This window comes from Amycolatopsis sp. NPDC047767 (assembly GCF_040704195.1).
In the GTDB taxonomy this organism is placed as follows: Bacteria; Actinomycetota; Actinomycetes; order Mycobacteriales; family Pseudonocardiaceae; genus Amycolatopsis.
Genome location: NZ_JBEYSJ010000005.1, coordinates 380,019 through 403,269, shown reverse-complemented (window position 1 = coordinate 403,269; position 23,251 = coordinate 380,019). Strand labels below are relative to the sequence as shown.

14 protein-coding genes, 2 tRNA genes and 1 riboswitch are annotated in these 23,251 nt (G+C 69.5%); of the genes, 3 read left to right on the top strand and 13 right to left on the bottom strand.

Features of this window, described 5'->3' with window-relative positions:
• Positions 1 to 888 precede the first annotated feature (888 nt).
• The 3 genes from AB0878_RS12865 to AB0878_RS12855 form a co-directional block, all read right to left on the bottom strand.
• Positions 889 to 961: transfer RNA gene (locus AB0878_RS12865), tRNA-Glu, on the bottom strand.
• Positions 962 to 1,061: 100 nt separating this feature from the next.
• A tRNA-Gln gene (locus AB0878_RS12860) sits at positions 1,062 to 1,133 on the bottom strand.
• 50 nt (positions 1,134 to 1,183) lie between these two features.
• Positions 1,184 to 2,020, bottom strand: coding sequence for an HAD family hydrolase (locus AB0878_RS12855; protein ID WP_366579346.1), 837 nt, complete (start codon positions 2,018 to 2,020; stop codon positions 1,184 to 1,186).
• A 344-nt stretch (positions 2,021 to 2,364) separates the two neighbouring features.
• Here AB0878_RS12855 and AB0878_RS12850 point away from each other — a divergent pair, with 344 nt between their 5' ends.
• Entirely contained in the window at positions 2,365 to 3,606 is a 1,242-nt protein-coding gene (locus tag AB0878_RS12850; RefSeq protein ID WP_366579344.1) for an FAD-dependent oxidoreductase, read from the top strand.
• 1,221 nt (positions 3,607 to 4,827) lie between these two features.
• On the opposite strand, the gene AB0878_RS12845 is transcribed toward AB0878_RS12850, so the two are convergent.
• The 8 genes from AB0878_RS12845 to serA form a co-directional block, all read right to left on the bottom strand.
• On the bottom strand, positions 4,828 to 5,601 hold the full coding sequence (locus AB0878_RS12845; RefSeq protein WP_366579342.1) for a fumarylacetoacetate hydrolase family protein: 774 nt from the start codon (positions 5,599 to 5,601) through the stop codon (positions 4,828 to 4,830).
• A 282-nt stretch (positions 5,602 to 5,883) separates the two neighbouring features.
• Positions 5,884 to 7,506, bottom strand: coding sequence for a citramalate synthase (gene cimA / locus AB0878_RS12840; RefSeq protein ID WP_366579340.1), 1,623 nt, complete (start codon positions 7,504 to 7,506; stop codon positions 5,884 to 5,886).
• 209 nt (positions 7,507 to 7,715) lie between these two features.
• Positions 7,716 to 8,720 (bottom strand): ABC transporter substrate-binding protein, encoded by a 1,005-nt coding sequence (locus AB0878_RS12835; RefSeq protein WP_366579338.1) that lies wholly within the window; start codon positions 8,718 to 8,720, stop codon positions 7,716 to 7,718.
• Positions 8,713 to 9,501, bottom strand: a complete 789-nt coding sequence (locus AB0878_RS12830) for an ABC transporter ATP-binding protein (protein ID WP_366579336.1) — start codon at positions 9,499 to 9,501, stop codon at positions 8,713 to 8,715. Before AB0878_RS12830 ends, AB0878_RS12835 begins: the two co-directional genes overlap by 8 nt.
• Positions 9,502 to 10,515 (bottom strand): iron ABC transporter permease, encoded by a 1,014-nt coding sequence (locus tag AB0878_RS12825; RefSeq protein ID WP_366579367.1) that lies wholly within the window; start codon positions 10,513 to 10,515, stop codon positions 9,502 to 9,504.
• A gap of 965 nt (positions 10,516 to 11,480) precedes the next feature.
• A riboswitch (cobalamin riboswitch) is annotated at positions 11,481 to 11,563 on the bottom strand.
• A gap of 25 nt (positions 11,564 to 11,588) precedes the next feature.
• Positions 11,589 to 12,629, bottom strand: a complete 1,041-nt coding sequence (locus AB0878_RS12820) for a 3-isopropylmalate dehydrogenase (RefSeq protein ID WP_366579334.1) — start codon at positions 12,627 to 12,629, stop codon at positions 11,589 to 11,591.
• A 293-nt stretch (positions 12,630 to 12,922) separates the two neighbouring features.
• A complete protein-coding gene (locus tag AB0878_RS12815; protein WP_366579332.1) occupies positions 12,923 to 16,264 on the bottom strand; it encodes a S8 family serine peptidase in 3,342 nt (1,113 codons plus the stop codon).
• A gap of 272 nt (positions 16,265 to 16,536) precedes the next feature.
• Positions 16,537 to 18,135 (bottom strand): phosphoglycerate dehydrogenase, encoded by a 1,599-nt coding sequence (serA, locus tag AB0878_RS12810; RefSeq protein ID WP_366579330.1) that lies wholly within the window; start codon positions 18,133 to 18,135, stop codon positions 16,537 to 16,539.
• A 1,366-nt stretch (positions 18,136 to 19,501) separates the two neighbouring features.
• On the opposite strand from serA, the gene AB0878_RS12805 reads away from it, so the two are divergent.
• Positions 19,502 to 20,842: an ankyrin repeat domain-containing protein gene (locus AB0878_RS12805; protein ID WP_366579328.1), complete on the top strand. Its 1,341-nt coding sequence runs from the start codon at positions 19,502 to 19,504 to the stop codon at positions 20,840 to 20,842.
• A gap of 79 nt (positions 20,843 to 20,921) precedes the next feature.
• Entirely contained in the window at positions 20,922 to 21,815 is an 894-nt protein-coding gene (locus tag AB0878_RS12800) for a nuclear transport factor 2 family protein (protein ID WP_366579326.1), read from the top strand.
• On the opposite strand, the gene AB0878_RS12795 is transcribed toward AB0878_RS12800, so the two are convergent.
• On the bottom strand, positions 21,812 to 22,087 hold the full coding sequence (locus AB0878_RS12795) for a DUF397 domain-containing protein (protein WP_220237610.1): 276 nt from the start codon (positions 22,085 to 22,087) through the stop codon (positions 21,812 to 21,814). The two genes, AB0878_RS12800 and AB0878_RS12795, sit on opposite strands and share 4 nt — an antisense overlap.
• Positions 22,088 to 22,198: 111 nt before the next feature.
• Entirely contained in the window at positions 22,199 to 23,212 is a 1,014-nt protein-coding gene (gene ilvC / locus AB0878_RS12790) for a ketol-acid reductoisomerase (protein WP_285969689.1), read from the bottom strand.
• Positions 23,213 to 23,251 lie beyond the last annotated feature (39 nt).

Here is a 23,251-nt window from a genome sequence, read left to right as displayed (position 1 = left end):
TCGTCACGATCTTCTTCGGCCTGCAGTCCTTCATCGCCTACGTGGTCATGGGCTGGCTTCCGCAGGTCTTCATCGACTCGGGCGTCAGCAAGGGCCTGCCAGAAGCCCGCTCCCACGCATCAGCGAACAGCGTCGGCCGCTCCCCCTCAGCCGCATCCCCCGCAGAACGCCTACGCCGCCACCATCCACCACAGCAGCGCGGCCGCCCCGCTCCCCTCCATCACCCAGCTTCGACCGGCCCCGTTTGCACGGCCTCGCACGCCGATTGCCCACGCCAAACACCGGCAGCACCGCCTCCTCCGAGTCCCCGCTCCACACATCAGCGGCCCGTCGACGAACCCACCGGCCCGCTTCGCACTCAAGTCACCCCTGCGACACCACCTATCCCGGGTCCCTGCCCACAGCACTGGCACCCAGCACCGACCGGCCTACCGGCACTCGTCCAGCCGAGCAGCCCCAGCCCCAGTTGCCGGAGCCGGAGCTGGCTCCGGCTCCGGCTCCGGCTCCGGCGAAAACCGACCAGGACCCCTCACCAGAAACAACAGCGACCCCGAAGGCCGCCGCTCCCCCAGATCAATAACTCGAAGCTGCGCCCAGAACCTGCCCCGCTACCCGAGTCACGCCCGTCGCAGAACAAGCTCCGGCGGTCCCCCTGAGCGCAGTTCCGGCGCCCGCACGACCCACCACGTACATCGCCATCCCCCGCCACCCCGCCGCGGTCAGCCCCTCCGAACCCAAAGACCCGGGCCACCACCCCACCGCCACAAACAGTCCCGTGTAGACACCCACCCACACAGACCCGCAGGCCCCACTCAAACCCCGAAACCAACCCCAGAAATGCCAAAAAACCAGGTTCCGCAACTGCGGAACCTGGGTGGCGACTATCTGTACCCCCGATGGGATTCGAACCCACGCTACCGGCGTGAGAGGCCGGCGTCCTAGGCCGCTAGACGACGGGGGCTTAGGATCTTTCCCCGTTTCCGGGGAGCTATTCTGTTTTCTTGCTGGAGAGAACTTACCAGAGCCGATTTCTCGCTCTGCAGGGGGGTCACTCTCCGCAGCTGGGGTACCAGGACTCGAACCTAGACTAACTGGACCAGAACCAGTCGTGCTGCCAATTACACCATACCCCAGTGAGGCGCTTTCCCGGCTCGGCCGGTTCAGCACCGCACGGAGAGAAATACTAGAGCACGCTGCCGCGCACCTGCGCAGCGGGGGTCCCCGCCGCGCGCTGGGCGGGGACGCCGACGGTCGCGTACTCGGAAACCAGCAGCTCAGGCAGCTCGTCGAGGGTTGTGACCGTGTGTACACCGGCGGGCGCGCGTTCGCCGGTGCGACCGGTCCCGTCGCGGTCGAGCCAGACGGCTCCGAGGCCGGCGTCGTACGCGCCGATCGCGTCGGTGTCGAGCTTGTCTCCGACGTGCACGGTCTGCGCCGGGTCACAGCCCAGGCCCAGGCACACCGAGTGGAACATCACAGGGTCGGGCTTCGCGACGCCGATCTCGCCGGCGATGGCCACGTGGTCGAAGAACGGCGCCAGCCCGAGGTCCGCGATCTTGCGACGCTGGTGCGCGCCCGAGGCGTTCGTCACGGCCGCGAGCAGCAGGCCCGCCGCGCGCAGCCACTCCAGGCAGGGCAGCACGTCGTCGAACAGTTGCCACGACGTGGCAAGAATGTCGCGCCGGCGCGCCTCGAAGGCGGTCACCTGCGCCGAATCCGCGGAGATACCGAGTTCGGCGAGGAAGCATTCGGTGCGACGGTGGTGCATCACCTCGTACCCGAGTTTTCCGGCGACGACCAGCGCCACGTGCTCCTCGGTGATCAAGTCCCACAACGGCCAGAGGTCGCTGCGGCCGGTGAGCGCGCGGAGGCTGACGCGGATCGCCGCGGTGCAGTCGATCAACGTGTCATCGATGTCGAGGCAGACCAGACGCAGTTCCGGAGGCGCCCACGGTTCGGGTCCGACAGGTGCCGGAGGGGCGGTTCGCGAAGGGGTCGGGGGTGCCACGGCGAAATCCACCCAGTGAGGCTAGGGCACTCGCCGCGTTCGCAACGCGGCCAAAAAGGTGATTGCCGCTCCACTGATCCGGCGCACCGCGTCTACTCCCAGTGCGTGGAAAGTGTTGATCCGGTTACGACACGGGAATCCGGCCAACCGGGTGAGTGAACCGATTCGTGCGATGCCAGTGAAACGGTTCAAGCGGCCACCTTGCCACGAAACCGCGCGCGAACGCGCGACCTCCTCACGCGCGCGCGTCCTCTTTGGACAGTCGACACCGTGACACATCGACCACTTGACGTGCGACCCGGCGCGGGTGCATCCTGAGATTATTCAACGGGTGATGAAAAGAGGAGATGAGTCAGATGACCGAGCACACGCGCTGCGTGGTCGTCGGCGGCGGACCTGCGGGCATGGTCGCCGGCCTGATCCTGGCGAGGGCGGGCGTCGAGGTGACCGTGCTGGAGAAGCACGCCGATTTCCTGCGCGACTTCCGCGGCGACACGGTCCACCCGTCCACCCTCACGCTGCTCGACGAGCTCGGCCTGGGCGAGAAGTTCGACGCCATCCCGCACAGCGAGTTGCGGGAAGCCGGCTTCCCCACTCAGGACGGCGGTCTCATGAAGCTCGCCGATCTGTCGCTGTTGAACGTTCCACACCCCTACATCGCGATGGTCCCGCAATGGGACCTGCTCAACCTGCTCGCCGAATCGGCTCAGAAGGAACCGACGTTCACCCTCCGCCTCGAGACGGAGATGACCGGCCTCCTCCGCTCGCGCGGCCGCGTCACCGGCGTGCGCTACCGCACGGCCGACGGCACCGAAGGCGAGCTGAAGTCCGACCTCGTCATCGCCGCCGACGGGCGCTGGTCGCTCGCGCGCCGGGCGGCCGGCCTGGAGCCGCGCGAGTTCGACTGCCCCTTCGACGTCTGGTGGTTCCGACTTTCCCGCCACGAAGACGAAGCAGGCTCGATGCTCATGCCGCGCATGAACCACCGGCGGTTCGCCGTGCCGTTGCCCCGCAACGGCTACTACCAAATCGCCTACCTCGCGCCAAAGGGCGAAGACCTGCGTGCCGCCGGCATCGAGCACTTCCGCCGCAACGTCGTCGAGGTCTGCCCCGAGTTCGCCGACCGCGTCGACGAACTGGAGACGATGGACGACATCAAGTTCCTCGACGTCCGCCTCAACCGCCTGCACCGCTGGCACGCCGACGGCCTCCTCTGCATCGGCGACGCGGCCCACGCGATGTCGCCCGTCGGCGGCGTCGGCATCAACCTCGCCGTCCAGGACGCCGTCGCCGCCGCGACCCTCCTGGCCGACCCCCTCCTCCGCGGCCCCGCCTCGCAAGCCGACCTCGCGAAGGTCCGCACCCGCCGCCTACTCCCGACGATCGCCGTCCAGACCCTGCAACGGCTCCTCCACCGCGCCGTGATGCGCCCCGTCATGGCCGGCCACCGCGACGGCCCGCCTCCCCAACTCATCGCCCTCTTCGCGCGCTTCCCGAAACTCGCCTACATCCCCGCGCGACTGCTGGGCCTGGGCTTCCGCCCCGAACACGCCCCGGCCTTCGCCCGGCGCGCGATGGAACCGGCCGGGAAGAAATAGCCGTTCGGGGGCAACTGCCACACGACCTCGCCACGTCGACCAAGCCACGCAACAAGGCCGCCCCCAACCGCCTGGGCCACAACCACAACCCAATTGCCGCCGCGCATCACGATGCGTGGCGGCACTCCCGTGCACACCCCCGTCGGCTTCGCGACGCCGAACACCAGCTCACTGAACCGCCACCACACAACGGCAAGGCCGATCCACTCCACGCCCCAACGGCGACGTGCACCCGCCAACTTCCGCGTCGCCACAAAACGGCGACACCAATCCAGCCGCCCCACTTCCACTCACTGCCAGAGCCATCGCCAGTGCGCGGCTACTGCTCCCCGACCGTGCCGTGAAGCTCAATCGCCACGCCGACACCAAACTCGCCGCCGCTCCCATCGCCAACCACGGTGTCGCCACCAAGCCGCAACGTCCAGCCACACCGCCCATCGCAGCTCGACCGCCAAGCGCAACACCCCTTTCCCGAGCCGACCAGGGCGTCGCCACCAAACGGCAACGTCCAGCCACACCACCCACCGCGACTCGACCGCCGAGCACAGCACACCCTTCCCCAGCCGACCAGGGCGTCGCCGCCGAACGGCAACACCGGCCCGGCCCACGCTGCGAGGTGCGATCACCAGATCGTCACCAAGCTCGGCGACATCCCGGCTCAATCGTCCAACGCCTCCGAGCGAGCGTCTCGCCTTCCCGAAGAGCACAGTGTCGCCGCTGAGCGGCGACACCGTCGCGACCTCGACGCGAAGCTGAGTCGCTGAGCAACTCCCAGCCCAGCGACCGCTGTCCCCCGCCGGCCAAGATGTCGCCACTGAGCGGTAACGCCCACCCCCACCCCCGCCGCGCGGCTTGGTCACCGGGCGACTCCCAGCGCAGCGACCGCTTTCCCCGCCCGCCAAGCCGTCGCCGTTGAGAGGCGACGCCCCGCCAGACCGAACCGCGAAGCTTGATCGCCGAGCGTCGCCATTGAGTGGCGACACCCGCTGTTGCCACGGCCACCCGCCGAAAACCGGTAGCCCACCTGCCGATCCACCCGTTCGCCACTCAGCGGCAACAGCACCAACCCACAGCGGAGGGCCAGGGCAACATCGCCACCCAACGGCGAAAGCCGAACCGAACACGAGCCGGTGGCCTCAGTCACCACCTCGGAAATACGGAGGCCCACCGACCGTCGCCATTCACGGGCGAGCGGCCGGCGGGCCTCGGGTCGAACCGAAGTCAGATGTCCTGGACCGGGTTGGTCAGGGTGCCGATGCCTTCGATGGTGATCGAGACCGAGTCGCCGTCGACGATCGGGCCGACGCCCTCGGGGGTGCCGGTCAGGATGATGTCGCCGGGCAGCAACGTCATGACGCCCGAGACGAACTCGACCAGGTCCGGCACGTTGTGCACGAGGTCGGACGTGCGGCCGTCCTGCTTGACGTCGCCGTTGACCTCGCTGCGCAGAGCCAGGTCCGACGGATCGATCGACGTCTCGATCCACGGGCCGAGCGGGCAGAACGTGTCGAAGCCCTTCGCGCGGCCCCACTGGCCGTCGGACTTCTGGAGCTCGCGGGCGCTCACGTCGTTGGCCACCGTGTAGCCGAGGATCGCGCTCGCCGCGCGGTCGGCGGACACGTTCTTCACCGGCTGGCCGATGACGATCGCCAGCTCGCCCTCGAAGTCGATGCGACCGACGTCACGTGGGCGGCGGATCGGCACGTTCGGGCCGATGACCGTGGTCGACGGCTTGATGAACAACATCGGCGCCGCGGGCACCTCGTTGCCGAACTCGGCCGCGTGCTTCGCGTAGTTCCGGCCGACGGCGATGACCTTCGACGGCAGGATCGGCGCGAGCAGGCGGACGTCGGCGAGCGGCCAGCGCTTGCCGGTGAAGTTCGGCTGGCCGAACGGGTGCTCGGCGATCTCCAGGACTTGGGCGTCGTCGCCCTCGCCCTCGATCGAAGCGAACGCGACACCACCACTGGGATGAGCAATACGGGCTAGACGCACCCGGTCAGTCTACGTACGCCGCCGCCGAGACGCTCGACCCCGGCGGCGCGAACGGTCACTTCGCGCCGCCCCGGAGCGAATGGGCCTCTCATGCCGGCCGCGACCTGCGGATCGATCGCCGCGAGGTGCACGAGAGGTCCGTTCGCCCGCTTTCTCACCGGAAATCCTCGACGTCCACGCCGCCGATGCGTCAACCTGGCAGCACAGCCATCGACGAAGCCCACCCGACACCGCCCATCGACACAGCCCACCGACGAACCCGGCAGAAAGGAGCCGCCGATCTCAGACGCGAGCCGTGAGGCTCTTGTGGACGAGCGCGTCGCACATCGCCATCCAGCTCGCCTCCACGATGTTCCCGTGCACACCGACAGTGGTCCATTCCCGCTCACCGTCGCTGGATTCGAGCAGGACACGGGTCACCGCGTGGGTGCCCGGGTTGGACGGCAGGATGCGCACCTTGTAGTCGGACAGCTCCACCGCGTCCAACCAGGACAGGTGGGGGCTGAGTGCTTCCCGCAGGGCGGCGTCCATCGCGTGCACCGGGCCGTTGCCCTCGGCCGTCGCGATGACGCGTTGCCCGTTCACGTGGACCTTCACCGTCGCCTCCGAAACGACCTCGCCGTCGGACCGGTGGTCGAGGACGACGCGGTAGGACTCCAGGCGGAACGGCGGCGTCACCGGCTCCTCACCGGACACGTCCTCGACTTCACGGCGCAGCAACAACTCCAGCGACGCGTCGGCAGCCTCGAACGACCACCCCTCCGCTTCGAGGTCCTTCACCTTGCGCACCGCGTTCGTCAGCGCTTCGGGCCGGCCGGCAAGGTCGACCCCGAGTTCACGTCCCTTGAGCTCGAGGCTGGCCCTGCCGGCCATCTCCGTGACCAGTACCCGCATGCCGTTGCCGACTGAAGATGGATCGATGTGGTTGTACAGCAACGGATCCACCTTGATCGCGCTCGCGTGCAGCCCCGCCTTGTGGGCGAAGGCCGACGACCCGACGTAGGCCTGGTGGGTGTCGGGTGCGAGGTTCGCGATTTCGGCAAGCGCATGGGAGACGCGGGTGAGCTCGGCGGCACCTCCGATCGGGAGGACCTCCATTCCGAGCTTGGTCACGAGGTTTCCCGTCACGGCGAACAGGTCGGCGTTGCCGGCCCGCTCCCCGTAACCGTTCGCGGTGCACTGGACGTGCGTCGCGCCGGCCTGCACCGCGGCGACGGAGTTCGCCACGGCGCAGGAAGTGTCGTCCTGGCAATGGATTCCCAAGCGGAACCCGGTCTTGTCCTTGACCTCGCGCACGATTTCCGCGAGGCCGAGCGGCAGCTGGCCGCCGTTGGTGTCGCAGAGCACGAGGACGTCCGCGCCGGCACTGGCGCCGGCGTCGAGCACTCGCAGTGCGGTGTCGGGTGAGAAGGCATACCCGTCAAAGAAGTGCTCGGCGTCGAGGAACACGCGCCGGCCCTCGCCGGTGAGGAACGCGACGGTGTCGCGGACCATGGCGCACGCCTCGTCGACGTCGACGCGCAGCGCGCGTTCGATGTGTCGGAGGTCGGATTTCGCCACCAGGGTGACCACGGGCGCTTCCGCGTCCAATAGTGCGCGGACCTGCGGATCCTCGGACGCGCGGGTGCCCGCCTTGCGCGTCGACCCGAAGGCGACGAGCGCGGCGTGCTTCAGCTCCAGCTCGCCCTTCGCCGCCCGCGCGAAGAACTCCGTGTCCTTCGGCAACGCGCCCGGCCAGCCCCCCTCGATGAAGCCCACACCGAGATCGTCGAGCAGCCTGGCGACGGCGAGCTTGTCGGTGACGGAGTACGTGATGCCTTCGCGCTGGGCGCCGTCGCGCAGGGTCGTGTCGTAGAGATGGAAGGCGTCACCGAGGGGCGTTTCGGCGGGCTCCGTGCGGGTCACGGTGTCTCCTTGTGGCGGGGCAGAACCTGTTTCTGGCAACAAAAAACCTCCCGCATGGGTGCGAGAGGTTGCGCGCCGGAAGCTCTTGTGGAGCGTCTATCCGGCGCGCTCGGCGATAATGATCGAGATGGCGGTCATGGTTTGCATGATGCCACAGCTCCGCCCGGCATCCAAGTGCCGGGCGGAGCTTCCCACTTCCTGGAAGCCGATCAACGGGGCAGACCGGCCACGTACGCGCCGAATGCTTGCACCGCCGAAGCGTTTCGTGGGCCCTCCACCAAAGCCGCGTACGGCAGGGCGAAGAAGCGGCCCTGCTTCACGGCCGGGATGTCACGCAGGCCGGGCTGCGAACGAAGGAAGTTCTCCTTGTCGGCGACGGTGCCGACCTCGCCGCCGTAGTCGTTGATGAGGATGACATCGGGCGCGCGCTGCACGACGGCCTCCCAGCTGACCGTGGTCCAGCTGTCGTCGACGTCAGAGAAGATGTTGGTGCCGCCCGCTTTGGTGATGATCTCGTCGGGGCCGGCGTTGCGGGCGGCCGTGAACGGCTGGTCCCGGCCGTCGTCGTAGAGGAACACCTTGGGCCGTTGCCCCTGAGCGGCGACGGCCTTCGTGACGGCTGCGACCTGGTCGCTGTACTGCTTCACCAGCTTCTCCGCGCGGTCGCTGACGCCGAAGATCTTGCCGAGATTGCGCAGGTCGGTGTACAGCGCGTCGAGCGGAGGCATGATGCCGCGCTGCTTGCCGACGCCGTTGCGGCAGGCTTCGGTGAGCTGGTAGCTCTGGATGCCGAGCTGCGCGAGCGTGTCGGGGGTGAAGCCCGTGCTTTCGGAGAACCCGTAGTTCCACCCCGCGAAGACCAGGTCGGCGCCGGCGCCCTGCACGACTTCGCGGTTGATCTTCTCGGCGAGCTTGGGCACCTTCGTGAAATCGGCTTTCCACGGCGAAGACGCGACGCCGCCCGACTGTCCTTTGTCGACGACGTAACCGGCCATCCGGTCGTCGAGGCCGAGGGCGAACATCAGCTCGGTGATGCCGATGTCGTTGGTGACCACTCGCGACGGTGGCTTTCGGAACGTGAGCGGCTGGCCGCAGTTGGTCACTGTCACCGGGTACCCCGCCGGCGCGGCGCCACTGTCCCCTTCGGACACCTGGGCGCCACAGCCGGTCACGGAGAGCGTGGCCACCAGGACCATCGCGACCGTCTTACGCATGACTGTCCTCCTCGGACTCGAGCCGGTCGAACAACAGCTGGGGCCGGCCGGTCGCCGGGTGCGTCACCACGTGTGCGCGCACGCTGAACACCTCGGCCAGCAGATCGGGGGTCAGCACCTGCGCGGGCGTTCCGCTCGCGACGAGGCGACCGCCGTCGAGGACGTGCACGGTGTCGCACGTCGCGGCGGCGAGGTTGAGGTCGTGGAGGGCGGCCAGCACCGTCGGGCCGCTTCGCCGCACGAGGGCGAGGATCTCCAGCTGGTGGCGGATGTCGAGGTGGTTGGTGGGCTCGTCGAGCACGAGGATCCGCGGCTCCTGCGCGAGGGCGCGCGCAATGAGGACGCGTTGCCGTTCACCGCCCGAAAGCGTCAGGACGCCGCGGTCGGCGAAGTCCGCCAGGCCGACCTGCTCGAGGGCGGCCGTGCACACGCGCCGGTCTGCGGCGGTCATGCGGTCGAGCAGGCCGTGGTGCGGCAGCCGGCCCATGGCGACGACCTCCGCGACGGTGAAGTCGAACTCCGTGTGGGATTCCTGCGCGACGGCAGCGATTGCCCGCGCCCGGTCACGCGGTTGAAGTCCCTCGATCGGCCGGCCGTCAAGCAGCACCGCGCCATGTGAAGGCCTGAGCGCGTGGTAAACCGCGCGCAGAGTGGTGGATTTTCCGCTGCCGTTCGGACCGAGTAAACCGACGAACCGTCCTTGCGCGGCTTCGAGGGTGACGTCTTCGACGATCGTGCGACCGGCCACCTCGACGCTGACACCGCGGAGCGAGAGGTCCATTCACGCACCTCCGAACACGTAGGCGCGCCGCCGCATCAGCAGCAGGAACGCGGGGACGCCGACGGCCGCCGTCAGCACGCCGATCGGCAGTTCCTCGGGCGCGGCGAGCACCCGTGCGGCAACGTCCACCCACACGAGGAAAACCGCGCCGGCGAGCGGTGCCACGGCGAGCACTCGCCGGTGATCGGCGCCGACCACGAGCCGGACGAGGTGCGGCAGGATCAGTCCGACGAAGCCGATCGCCCCGCTGACGGCCACGAGCACACCCGTCATCGCCGCGCAGACGACGAAGAGGACGGCCCGCAGCTTGGCGACGTCGACGCCGAGGGTCGTCGCCGCTTCGTCGCCCATGGCCAACGCGTTGAGCCGACCGGCCAGGGCCAGAAGGAGAACGATGCCCACGACCACGACGGCCGCCGCGACGGGCAGCGAGCCCCAGTTGGCGCCGGCGAGGCTGCCCAGGAGCCAGAACAGGGCGGAACGCGCGGCCTCGCCGTTGGGCGCCTGGAAGACGAGCACCGTCGTGACGGCGAAGAACCCGTAGGACAACGCCGTGCCGGTGAGCACGAGCCGCAGCGGCGTGAGGCCTTGCCGCGTGCGGGCCACGAGGTAGACGATCACCGTCGCGGCGAGCGCGGCCAGGAACGCGCCCGCCGACAGCGCATAGATGCCCAACGAGGCGAACACCCCGAACAATGTCACCGCAGCCGCGCCCACGGACGACCCGGACGAAATGCCGAGCACGAACGGCTCCGCGAGCGCGTTCCGCACCATCGCCTGGATCGCGACGCCCACCGTCGCCAACCCCGCGCCCACCACGACCGCGAGCACCACCCGCGGCAGCCGGATGTCCCAGATGATCCGGTACTGGCCGACGTCGTCCGCGCGGATCGTGCCGCCGAAGAGGCCGGCGCGCAGAAATTCCCACGTGTGGGTGATCGGCACGGCTACCGTCCCGATACCGACTGCCAGGACAATGGAGAGCAGCAAAACCACGATCAGACCGACCACGATGGGCCCGACGCGTCTATGCTTCGGTAGCTCGGGTGTGGTCCGCTGGGGTTTCGCCGCTCGCGAGGTATCGCTTCCACCAGCGGATTGAGGCCAGGCACGCGATTCGCCACTGAACGGCAACGGCCGAAGCGGCGCGTCCAGAGCTCCAGCTGGCGGACCCGACGCTTCGGCGTCGAGCCTGGCTGGCGACGAACTAGCTGCGGCTTTGTCGCCACGACCGGACTCGCCGCTGAACGGCGACGCCAGTGACAACTCCAGCGCGGGCGAGCTACCCGGGGCGGGAACGCCAAGCGAGGATTCGCCATCGGGCGGCTCGACCAAAGCCGAGTCAGCCAAGACGGAGCCGCCGCGCAAAGATTCGCCACCCACTGGCGACGCCTCGCGCGACGCGCTCGGGGATCCGGCCGGCGGACCGGGCTCGGCGACGTCGGATCCGGCCCGAGTCGAATCATCAGCGGCTCGGTCGGGTTCGCCGCTGAACGGCGACACCGATAGCGACCCCGGCAACGGCGAGCTGACCGGGGCGAGCGCTTCTAGCGAGGATTCGCCGTCCGCTGGCAAAGCCCGGGGCGCTGTGTCCGGGTTCCCGGTGAGCGGATCAGACGCGCGTGCGCCGGATCCCGCGAGCGGCGAATCGTCTACAGTCCCGTCGCCGCGTTCGGAGTGGCCGTCGAGTGGCGAAACCGGTGTCGGCCCCGTCGGGGGCGAGTCGGTCAGGCCCGGGCCGGCGGGTGAGGAATCGCCGTACAGCGACGATTCCGGAGGCGATCCCTCGGAAGCCGCAGGGAAGGACGGCGAGGAGTCCGGACCGTCGGACGACGAGAACTTCGGAGGTGGCACCGGCAGGACCCGATCTGCTCAAGGGTCCACACAACGAAGACGGCAGCCACGCCAAGGAGAGGAGGGGGTGTCGTCTCCCGTAGACCGCGACGGGAGGGACGAGGGTGATGCGAGAACCACCGCCGGTGTCGGGCTCGCCCGCGGTCTGCGAAGAGTGCAGACCGCGGGCCTACCGTTGCGGGTCAGCGCCGGATTTCGACCGGCTTCCGCGGCGGGGGTTCCTTACGAGAACGTCAGCTGACGGAGCGCACGTTCGACGAGACGAGCGCGGCCAGCCGGTCGCCGATCGCCTGGGTGGTGCCGGGCGACGCCTGGTCGCGCGTGGCCAGGTCGAACGCCACGGACGCCTCGATGCGGCGCGCGGCCTCCTTGTGGCCCAGGTGGTCGAGCAGCAGCGACACCGACAGCACGGCGGCGGTGGGGTCGGCGAGACCCTGGCCGGCGATGTCGGGCGCGCTGCCGTGGACCGGCTCGAACATGCTCGGGTTGCGGCGCGTGATGTCGAGGTTGCCGCTGGCCGCGAGACCGATGCCGCCGGTGACGGCGGCCGCCAGGTCGGTGATGATGTCGCCGAAGAGGTTGTCGGTGACGATCACGTCGAAGCGCGACGGGTCCGTGACCAGGTGGATCGTGGCGGCGTCGACGTGGGAGTACGCGACCGTGACGTCGGGGTGCTCCAGCGAGACCTCCTCGACGATCCGCGACCACAGCGACCCGGCGTACTCGAGCACGTTGGTCTTGTGCACCAGCGTGAGGTGCTTGCGCGGCCGCTCTTCGGCGCGGTTGAACGCGTCGGCGACGACGCGGCGGACGCCGAACGCCGTGTTGACGCTGACCTCCGTGGCGACCTCGTGCTCGGTGTCCTTGCGCAGCAGGCCACCGTTGTTGGTGTACGGGCCTTCGGTGCCTTCGCGCACCACGACCATATCCACCTCACCGGCGTCGGCCAGCGGGCCGCGCACGCCCGGGTACAAGCGCGCCGGGCGCAGGTTCACGTGGTGGTCGAGCTCGAAGCGCAGGCGCAGCAGCAGGCCGCGCTCGAGGATGCCGCTGGGCACCGTCGGGTCGCCGACCGCGCCGAGCAGGATCGCGTCGTGCTGACGCAGCTCGCCGAGCACCGACTCGGGGAGCAGCTCCCCCGTCGAGTGCCACCTCGCGGCACCGAGGTCGTAGTTCGTGATCTCCGCCGTCGGTGCTACTTCACCGAGCACCTTGAGCGCCTCGGAGACCACCTCGGGCCCGATCCCGTCACCTGGGATCACCGCGAGCCGCATCCACACACCTCCGTAGACCAGGCCACCGAACGCACCGATGGCCCATCCGCAAGAAAACGCCAGCAGCGGAAGGTTACCGGCCGTAGACAAGACGCCGTAGCCGCACCACCCTTATGCCGCATCCTCCCGCAGGGTGAGACACCTGAACGGGTGAAAGACAAAGGGGGCCTCCCGGGTCACAACGACCCGGAAAGCCCCCTATCACCGCTATTCGGGGAACTTGGCCGGCGAGACACGCCTTCCCCGATCGGAGGACCCCGTCACCCCGTCTGGCCGGGTGACGGGGCCTCACCTCACGGCCGCGTCACCGCCGACTCGATCCGCACGACATCCGCGCGCGAGCCGGCCGCGTTGTGGTGCTCGATCGCCAGCAGGCCCTTCGGCTTGTCGCCGGCGACGGCCGCCGCGTTGCGGTTGACCACCAGCTGCGTGCCGGGCTTGGCGACGTAGCCGAGGGCCGCGTCACCGCCACCCTGCACGGAGAACGCCGGCGCCAGCGCGTCGAACGAGATCGGCGTGCCGACGAAGTCGATCAGCCCGTCGGTGCTGCCCGGCGCGACGTAGTAGCCCGCCGTGCCGACGGTGTAGCTGATCCGGTGCGACGCCTCGTTCGGGTCGATGCCCAGCGCGGCGATGCTGACCGGCAGCACGATCACGTTGGTGTCGAACACGTTGGTGTCCACGTCGCCGAGCTGACCGTTGACGGCCTGCAGGTCCACGGTCGGGTTGCCCGGCTGCGTCAGCGACACCGTGGCCGCCAGGAGCACGTCGGTCCCCGTCGCCTTCGTCACGAAGGTCTCGAAGTCCGGCGTGCCGTCGCCGGTCGTGTCGAAGTCGACGAACGGGATCGTGTTGCTGCCCAGGTTCGCGAAGTCGCCCCAGGTGGTGAGGCCGAACGCGAGCATGGCGTTCTCCGGTTCGCCCTGCGCCTTGGCGAGCGGGGCCGTCGACGCCGCGCCGATGTAGCGCAGGTCGCCGCCCTTCGCGGTGCCGTTGAGCGTGCAGTCGGACGAGACGCCCTCGCCGCACTCAGGCAGCTGCGCCGACTCCGCCTGCAGTTCCAGCACGCTGACCAGCGAGCGGTAGCGCTGCGCGCCGGTGCCCTGGTCGATGCCCTTGCCATTCAGGTTCAGCACGGCCTGGGTCTGGCTGCCGCCGAAGCGCACGCCGGCCGGCGTCGTGATGGCCGAGACCGGTTTCGGCGCCGAGTACACGGCCACCCGCAGCGGCACCGTGGCGCCGTTCTTCGGGGTGAACGCGACGCGGCCCGAAGCGTCGGCCACGAACTGGCGGGCGAGCCCGGCCTGCGTGGCCTCCATGGTCGGGTCCATGACCTTGCGCAGCGCCTTCGGGTCGGTGATCTTCAGCGTCACCTTCACCGTCGCGACCCCGCGCGGGTTGAGCTTCACCGAGCTCTTGTCCACTGTGTACTGCACGCCGGGCAGCGAGTTCACGGCCTCGTACGCCACCGCGTACTCCACCGGCGCGGTGCCCTTGTTGACGACCTTGATCGTCTTCTTGAGCGTGACCGGTCCCGCCGCCTCGACGGTGCCGAACGTGACGCTCACAGCGCCCGGGTCGTCCTGCACGTAGGCGAGGACCTGGTTGTCCAGCGCGGCCTTGGCGTCGATGCGACCGGTCCCGACGCGCTGCGGCGCGTAGGTGTGGCCGGCGCCGTCGGTGATGTCGTGCGCGGCCGAGCCCACGACGTCGGCCTTGACCTCCTCGACGTTCCAGTCGGGGTGCGCCTGGCGGACCAGCGCGGTGATGCCCGCGGTGTGCGGGGTGGCCATCGACGTGCCCGAGATGGAGAGCCGGCCGTTGCCGCTGCCGCGGAACGCCGACGTGATCGTGTCACCGGGCGCCGTGACGTCCGGCTTCACCGACGGACCACGGCCACCACGCGAGGTGAACGAGCTCGGGGTGTCCACAATGGTCTTGTCCGTGGTCTGCAGGCTGGCCCGGCCGGCGCCGAAGAAGCGAACCGAGAGCGTGCCCGCGGTCAAGCCCGAGCGCAACGCCGTGGTGGCCTTGCCGGTGAGCTGGAACATCGGCACACCCGCGTTGCCCGCGATGCCGGCGGCCGGGTGCTCCAAAGTGGACGAAAGCAGCACGCCCTTGGCCCCGGCGGCCTGCGCGTTGTTGGCGCGCGCGGCGGAACCACAGGCGCGGGTGGCGTCGTTGTCGTCCCACTCCAGCCACGCGATCTTGCCCGCGACCTTGGCCTTGTCCTCGGCGGAGAAGGCGGCGCAGCCCGCGTTGTTGGCCGCGGAGATCGGCACGACGGGCGCGGTGAGGTCGAGCGTGTCGTAGCCGGTGTAGTCCTGGCTGTACTGGCCTGGCTGCTGCCCCGACGTCGGGGCCGTGACGTCGAGGGCGTCCTTCAGCTCGCCGGCGTCGCGGCTGCTGGCGACGGTGAGGGCCTCGGGCGTGTTGCCCGGCGAGCCCGCGACGTCGTTGAGGTCGCCGCCGTTGCCAGCCGCGAGGACCGGCAGGACGCCGTTCTGGGCGAGCTTGCGCACGAACAGCGAGTCGGGGTCGTCCGGCGCGCCGAAGTCGCTGCCCAGCGACAGGTTGACGATGTCGAGGTGGTCGGTGAAGTCACCGTCGCCGTCGGGGTCGAGCGCCCAGTCGAGCGCCTGCGACGTGATGTTCGTGGAGCCGGTGCAGCCAAACACCTTGATCGCGTACAGCAGGGCCTTGGGCGCGGTGCCCGGGCCGATGCGCATGGCGTCGAGCTGCTTCTTGTTCAGCTTCTTGTAGTTGCCGGTGAACGTGGTGCCGTCGGCGTTCACGCCGAAGCCCGCGATGGTGCCGGCCACGTGCGTGCCGTGTTCGCCGCACGCGATGGGGTTGGGGTCCGGCTTCGGCGTCGGCGAGCCGGTCTTGCCCTCGGCGTCGTAGTCGTCGCCGGCGAGGTCCGTACCACCCACGACCTTGGCGCTCGGGAACAGCGGCGACGGCTTGGTCCGGTCCACTCCCTGGTAGGCCGCCGGCGTGCCCGGGCCGCCGAAGTCGGCGTGGGTGTAGTCGATGCCGTCGTCGATGACGCCGACGCGGATGCCGTCACCGAACTTGCCGGTCTGCTGCCAGCTGGCGAGGGTGTTGGTGAGCTGCTCGGCGCTGGCGTTGTTCTTCGTCTTCGGCACGACCGTGCGCACCGAAACGACGTCGGGACGCTTCGCGAGCTCACGGATCTTCGCCGCGTCGGCCGTCACCACGGCGCCCGCGACGGCGTTCGACGTCTGCGTGACCAGCTTCGTGCCCGCGTCGGCCTTCTTGAGCTGCCCGACGACGGAGTCCACCGCGGCGGCGACGTCCGCCTTCGCGGCGCGCGCGGCCTGCTTGGCCTTCTCCTTGCCGGTGCCCTTGCCCTGCTCGGCGTTGAACGCGTCGACGGCCGGCTTCTTCGCCAGCTCCACGAACGCGGTGATCTTGCCCCGCGCGGCGTCCAGCCGCGGCGAGATCTTGCCCTGCAACCCCGCGGCGGCGACCTTGGCCGGCGCGACCGGGTCGGCGAGCGGCGCACCCTGCGCGGACGCGCCCGACGCGGCGGAGACGGCCGCGGCCAGGACCACCGCGGACACGGCAGCCGTGGAACGCGCAGCCCACCCGGGCAACCGGGATCTGCTCATGAGTACCCAACCCCTTTACTCGAGGCCTGGATCGCGAACCTGCCTGGCGCTCCCCGATCAACCACCCCCGACAGGTGAGCACCGGCGCCGCACCGTGCTCTCACGGCGCGTGGTTCTGCCTCGCGGCACAGAACCTAGCTGCCCGATACACCTACTTTCGTGGCGAAAATGCTCCGTTATACGAATGTTGCCCGTCTGGGTGGACTCCACAAAGGAAAGCCCCTTCCCCCGCCACTCGGACGGGGAAAGGGGCTTTCGAAAAACAGGCGGGACTAGTTGAAGTCCACCGCGCGGATCGTGTGCGCACCCACGGTGGCGCCGATCGGCTCGAGAACGTTGCTGTCCACGTGGCGGTCGACGCGCAGCAGCATCACGGCGTCGGACCCGTCGGTGGTCTGGCTGATCTGCGCGGCCTCGATGTTGATGCCGGCCTCGCCGAGCAGCGTGCCGACGCGGCCCATCACGCCCGGGCGGTCCGGGTACTCGAGCAGCAGCACGTTGCCCTCGGCGCGCAGGTCGAAGTGCCGCCCGTTGACCTCGACGATCTTCTCGACCTCGTCCTTGCCCGTCACCGAACCGGAGACGGTGAGCACGGCGCCGTCCGCGTGGACCGCACGCACCGTGACGAGGCTGCGGAACTTCGGGCTCTCGCTCTCGGTGACGAGATCCACCTGCACGCCCAGCTCCTCCGCAAGCCGCGGCGCGTTGACGAACGTGACCTGGTCGTCGACGACACCGGCGAACACCCCGCGCAGCGCCGCGAGCTGCAGCACCGACGTGTCCTCACTGGACAGCTCGCCCTTGACCTCGACGGTCACCGACGTCGGCGCCTTCGGGCTCAGCGCCGTGAGCACCGTGCCCAGCTTCTGCGTGAGCGACAGGTACGGCCGCACGTGCTCGCCGACGGCGCCGCCGCCCGAGACGTTCACCGCGTCCGGCACGAAGTCGCCGCGCAGCGCCAGCAGCACGGAACGGGCGACGTCGGTGCCCGCGCGGTCCTGCGCCTCGGAGGTGGACGCGCCCAGGTGCGGGGTGACGACCACGTTGGGCAGCTCGAACAGCGGGCTGGCCGTGGTGGGCTCGGTGACGAACACGTCGATGCCAGCGCCGCCGACGTGGCCGCTGCGGATCGCGTCGGCCAGCGCCTCCTCGACGATCAGGCCACCGCGCGCGGCGTTGACGATGATCACGCCCGGCTTGGTCTTCTTGAGCGCCTCGGCGTCGATGAGACCCTTGGTCTCCGGCGTCTTCGGCAGGTGGATGGAGATCGCGTCGGCGCGCGCCAGCAGCTCGTCGAGCGGCACGAGCTCGATGCCGAGCTGCGCGGCGCGGGCGGCCGAGACGTAGGGGTCGTACGCGATCAGCTTCGTGCCGAACGCGGCGAGACGCTGGCTGAACAGCTGCCCGATCTTGCCGAGGCCGACGACACCGATGGTTTTGCCGTTGAGCTCGACGCCCGAGAACGAGCTGCGCTTCCACTCGCCGCCCCGCAGGCTCTGGTCGGCGGCCGGCACCCGGCGGGCGACGGCCAGCAGCAGCGCCACGGCGTGCTCGGCCGCGGAGACGATGTTCGACGTCGGGGCGTTGACCACCAGCACGCCACGCTCCGTGGCGGCGGGCACCTCGACGTTGTCCAGCCCGACGCCGGCGCGGGCGACGACCTTCAGCTGCGTGGTGTGGCCGAGCACCTCGGCGTCGACCTTCGTGGCGGATCGCACCAGGAGCGCGTCGGCACTCTTCACCGCCTCGAACAGCGCGGGACGGTCCGTACCGTCCACATGCCGGACCTCTACCTCGTCACCGAACACACTCAGCACGGAAGGCGCGAGCTTCTCCGCGATGAGGACGACGGGTTTGCTGGGCTTGGTCACGATGCGGCTCCCACTATCTGGTCACGAAATCGAGGACGCTCTCCTACGGCGCACGCCGTTGTGCCCGGATGGGCGGGAGTTTAGCCCGGTTGGGGGCCCCGGTGCTGCCCGCGTTGTTAACTCGCTCGTAATCCGCCGAAAACTCCATCGCGGGGCCGGTCAGCGGGGTCGGGGTCTCGACGGGCCGTCGGGGTGGGGATTGGGTTTGCGGCAAGGAAAACGGTGCCGGGGTGGTTGCGGTCGGGGTGCGGTGGGTGGGGTTTTGCGCGTTCCATCTGGTGAGATGGGATGGAGTGGTGAGCTTGGGGCGATTGGGGTGAAAGGGATTTATTACGTCGTGGTGGTCGGGTGGGTGATGGGGAGGTTCATTCGTTCGGGGGACTGTGGGGTGGGGTAAGGGTGAAGGGTCCCTTCATCCCTTCGTGGCCACTGCGGTCTGGTGTGCCGGTGCGTGAAGGTCCCGTTCAGGCCTTCTCGGTCGGGTGAAGGGGACCTCGTCCCTTCGCGGGCGGCGATCCGGCGCGCCGGGCGCATGAAGGTCCCCTCACACGTTCTCGCCCCGGATGAAGGGGACCTTCACGCCGCCCCGAACACCGACTGCAGTCGAGCGCGGGATGAAGGGTCCCTTCGTCGCTTAACGGCCGCACCGCCTCCGCAGCAATGGGTGAAGGGCCCCTTCACCGACTGCTCCTCACCCACGACCGGTCGCCGAAGGCGTGAAGAGGACCGTCATACCTTCGGCGGCGCGCTCCTGGCGCGACCGCCAATGAAGGGGACCTTCGCCCGCGGCTCGACACGCACAGTGACCCAGCGGTAGGTGAAGGGGACCGTCACTCCTTCCGCGGCGCGGTTCTGGCCTACTGCAGATGAGGTCCCCTTCATCCACGGTTCGGCACCTACGGTGACCCCGCAGTGGGTGAAGGGGACCTTCACCCCTTCCGGGGCGCGGTCCTCGCCCAACTGCCGATGAAGGGGACCTTTATCCACAGCTCGGCACCCACAGTGACCCAGCAGTGGGTAAACGGGACCTTCGTTCCTTCCGCGGCGCGCTCCTAGCGCGACCGTCGGTGAACGGGACCCTCATCCACAGCTCGGCACCCACTGCGACCCAGCAGGGCATGAAGGGGACCTTCATCCCTTCCCCACCCCAGCACCCACCACGCCCACGCCCGGCGGCCGGCGGCGTCGCCGTTGAGGGGCGAAAGCGGGGTGAGCGGGCGGTACAGTGGCGGAGCGCGGTGAGGGCCGCGTCCTGTCCGCGGAAAGGGCCGAGCCCACCCCCGAAGTCGAAGTGCGGTGTGTGCGCCTTCTTCCCTGCCCGGTGCCGGCGGACCACGGGCGAACCGAGGGAAGGAAGGACTCCCCCATGGCCACGTTGCCCGCAAAACCCGATCTCGCCCAGCTGCGCAAACGCGCGAAAGAGCTGGCGCGCGCGGAGTCGATCAAGTTGTCCGAGGCGCAGTTCCGTGTCGCGCGCGGGCACGGGTTTCCGAGTTGGCCGAAGTTGCAGGCGTATGTCCGGCGCGTCACCGAAGGCGGGCCGAATCTGCAGCACGCCTACCACGCCGACACCGAGTACTACAGCGAGCGCGCCCTCGGGCTGCTCGCGTCCGCCGAGGACGGGACGGCCGGGGCGCGCGAGGCGTTCGAGCGTCACCGGCAGCCGTTGACGCGCGAGGGCGCGCGGACGGTCGTCGCCAAGGAGCACGGGTTCGGGTCGTGGCGTGGGTTGCGTGAGCACGTCGCGGCGTTGGCGGACAGTGGTGAGCCGTTCGCAAGGGCGTTTCGCCTCCTGGAGGCGAGGGACGTCGACGGGCTGGCGGCGGTGGTCGACGAGTTCCCCGAGCTCGTCCACGCGCGCGGCACCAACGGCAACGACCTCCTCTGCATGGCCGGCGCCACCTGCGACGAACGGCTCTCGCGCGTCCTGCTCGAACGCGACGCCGATCCCGCACGGCGCAACGCCCACGGCTGGACCCCGTTGCACCAGGCCGCTTACAGCAATCTGCCGCTGCTCGCCGACCTGCTGCTCGACGCCGGCGCACCCCTCGACGTGTCGGCGCGCGGCGACGGCGGGACTCCTCTCGTCGTCGCGCTGTTCTGGGGAAACCAGGCCGTGGCCGAAAAACTGGCGACGCGCGAGCGGTCCCCTCGCAACCTCCGCGTCGCAGCGGGTATCGGGGACGCCGAGCTGCTGGACGAGCTCGTCCGTCCGAACGGGACACTCGCGCCGGCGGCGGGTGCGCACCGTGAGTTCTACCGGCCCCACAGTGGTTTCCCGTCGTGGCGCCCCGGCGACGATCCCCGCGAGATCCTCGACGAGGCCGTCAGCTGGGCCGCGCGCAACGACCGCACCGAAGCCCTGCGCACCCTCGCCGAGCGCGGCGCCGACCTGGACGCCGACGTCTACCGAGGCACCGCCCTCACCTGGGCCGCGGCGCAGGGCAAAGTCGCCTCCGTACGGACATTGCTGGAGCTGGGCGCGGACGTGAACCGCGTCGGGACATTCGGCGGGCCGAGGCACGGCGTCGGCATCACCGCCCTGCACCTCGCGGCGCAGAACAACCGGCTCGACGTCATCGAGGTCCTCGTCGAGGCCGGCGCCGACCTCGACGCGCGCGACGGCCTCTGGAGCTCCACGCCCGAAGGCTGGGCCGACGCGTGCGACAGCCCCGCCGCGCGCGACCTGCTGGCGAAAGCCTGGTAGACAAGCGGAGTCCGTAGTCCGTATCGTCGACGACACGAGACGGACTACGGACTCCGTTTCATCCACTGGGAGGACACCCATGACCACACCCCGACAAGTCTTCGAACGGCTCTCCGAGGGCATCACCGCCGGCCGGTTCGACGAGCTTTCCCGGCTCTACGCGGAGAACACCGTCGTCGAGCACCCCACCGCGATCCCCGTCCCCGGCCGCATCGAGGGGCGGGAAGCGGTGCACGAGCGGTTCGTGGGCGGACTAGGGGCGACGCTGCGGCTGTCGGCGAGCGACGTCGTCGTCCACGAGACGACGGATCCCGAGGTGATCGTCGCCGAGTACCGGTACACGGTGGAATCGTCACTCAGCGGCGAAAAGACCGAGACCGAGAACATCCAGGTGTTGCGCGTGCGCGACGGGCTGATCGTCCACAGCCGCGACTACCACGACTACCTGCGCATGGCCGCCGTCCAGGGCGCGGCGGCCGGACTCATCGACGCGTACGCCCAGGTCCCGCCCCACGAACCCGGCCCGGTCCAGCCGCGGCCCGCGCGGCTCGCCGACCGCAAGAGCCCGCTGGGCGTGTTCCAGCGGCTCTGCTTTGGCGTTTCCGACCAGCGCTGGTCCGAGCTGCCCGACCTCTACGCCGACGTCACCGACGTCCGCCACCCGTTCCTGCCGGGCGCGCCCGCACTGAAGTCCCGCGAAGACCTGCGCACGCACTTCGCACTGGCCGGCGAGATCGGCATCCGCATGCAGGCCACCGACCTCGTCACCTACCAGGGCACCGACCCCGAGGTGCTGATCGGCGAATTCGCCTACGAGGGGCAACTCGGCGCAACGCCGTTCCGCGTCAACAACATCTTCGCGATGCGCGTGCGCGACGGGGAGATCGTCGAGTCGCGCGACTACGGCGACCACCCGGCGCTCGCGGCCGCGGCCGGCCGGCTCCAGGAGCTGGTCGACAACGTGACCGCCTAAGCCTCGAGGTCCTCGGGCAGATCGAACTCGCCGTCGCGGACGCCCTTCACGAACGCGTCCCACTCCGACGGCGTGAACACGAGCACCACGCCGTCCGGTTTGGACGACTGGCGCATCGCGACGTACGTGACGCCGTCGGTGTGCGGCACGAACGCGTACTCCACGCAGTCCTCGAGCGTGACGCCTTCGGGCTCGGCCCTGATCCAAGGGGCGTCGGTGAGGTCCAGCTCGTGCCGGATGTGCGCCTTGTCGTCGACGGGCTGATCACTCATGCCACCAGCGTATCGACCCGCCACGGCAGGTCTCGCCGCTGAACGGCGAAACCACCGAAAAGGCCCCCTCACCTGCGGGCGAGGGGGCCTTTCCTGGAGATCACAAGACGATCAGGCGGTCTCGGTGATCGGCCGGTCCACCCACGACATGAGGGCCCGCAGCTTCTTGCCGGTCTCCTCGATCGGGTGCTGGTTGCCCTGCTCCTCGAGCTTGATGAAGTTCGGGCGCCCGGCCTCGTCCTCGGCGACCCACTCGCGCGCGAAGGTGCCGTCCTGGATCTCGCCCAGGATCTTCTTCATCTCTTCCTTGACCGCCGGCGAGATCACGCGCGGGCCGCGGGTGAGGTCGCCGTACTCGGCCGTGTCGGAGATCGAGTAACGCTGGCGCGCGATGCCGCCCTCGTACATGAGGTCGACGATCAGCTTGAGCTCGTGCAGCACCTCGAAGTAGGCGATCTCCGGGGCGTAACCGGCCTCGGTCAGCACCTCGAAGCCCGTCTGCACCAGCGCCGACGCGCCACCGCAGAGCACGGCCTGCTCGCCGAAGAGGTCGGTCTCGGTCTCCTCGGTGAACGTCGTCTTGATGACGCCCGCGCGCGCACCGCCGATGGCGGCCGCGTACGACAGGGCCAGCGCCTGGGCGCCACCGGTCGCGTCCTGCTCCACCGCGATCAGGCAGGGCACGCCCTTGCCGTCCACGAACTGGCGGCGCACGAGGTGACCCGGGCCCTTCGGGGCGACCATGGCGACGTCGACGTTGCCCGGCGGCTTGATCAGGTCGTAGCGGATGTTGAAGCCGTGGCCGAAGAAGATCGCGTCGCCGTCCTTCAGGTTCGGCGCGATGTCCTCGGAGTAGATGAAGCGCTGCTTCGTGTCCGGCGCGAGGATCATGATCAGGTCGGCTTCGGCCGCCGCCTCGGCGACGTTCAGCACGCGCAGGCCCTGCTCCTCGGCCTTCGCCCGCGACTTCGACCCCTCCGGCAGGCCGATGCGGACGTCGACACCGGAGTCACGCAGGCTCAGCGAGTGGGCGTGGCCCTGGCTGCCGTAGCCGATCACGGCGACCTTGCGACCCTGGATGATCGAGAGGTCCGCGTCGTCGTCGTAGAAGATTTCCACTGCCATGGGGGTACTGCTTCCTTTCGGGTTACTGCTGAAAAATCG

Coding starts and splice junctions, on each gene's coding strand:
- AB0878_RS12820 (WP_366579334.1), bottom strand. CDS start 12,629: ATGCGGCTCGCGGTGATCCCAGGTGACGGGATCGGGCCCGAGGTGGTC.
- AB0878_RS12800 (WP_366579326.1), top strand. CDS start 20,922: ATGACCACACCCCGACAAGTCTTCGAACGGCTCTCCGAGGGCATCACC.
- AB0878_RS12835 (WP_366579338.1), bottom strand. CDS start 8,720: ATGCGTAAGACGGTCGCGATGGTCCTGGTGGCCACGCTCTCCGTGACC.
- AB0878_RS12830 (WP_366579336.1), bottom strand. CDS start 9,501: ATGGACCTCTCGCTCCGCGGTGTCAGCGTCGAGGTGGCCGGTCGCACG.
- AB0878_RS12795 (WP_220237610.1), bottom strand. CDS start 22,087: ATGAGTGATCAGCCCGTCGACGACAAGGCGCACATCCGGCACGAGCTG.
- ilvC (WP_285969689.1), bottom strand. CDS start 23,212: ATGGCAGTGGAAATCTTCTACGACGACGACGCGGACCTCTCGATCATC.
- AB0878_RS12850 (WP_366579344.1), top strand. CDS start 2,365: ATGACCGAGCACACGCGCTGCGTGGTCGTCGGCGGCGGACCTGCGGGC.
- AB0878_RS12805 (WP_366579328.1), top strand. CDS start 19,502: ATGGCCACGTTGCCCGCAAAACCCGATCTCGCCCAGCTGCGCAAACGC.
- AB0878_RS12815 (WP_366579332.1), bottom strand. CDS start 16,264: ATGAGCAGATCCCGGTTGCCCGGGTGGGCTGCGCGTTCCACGGCTGCC.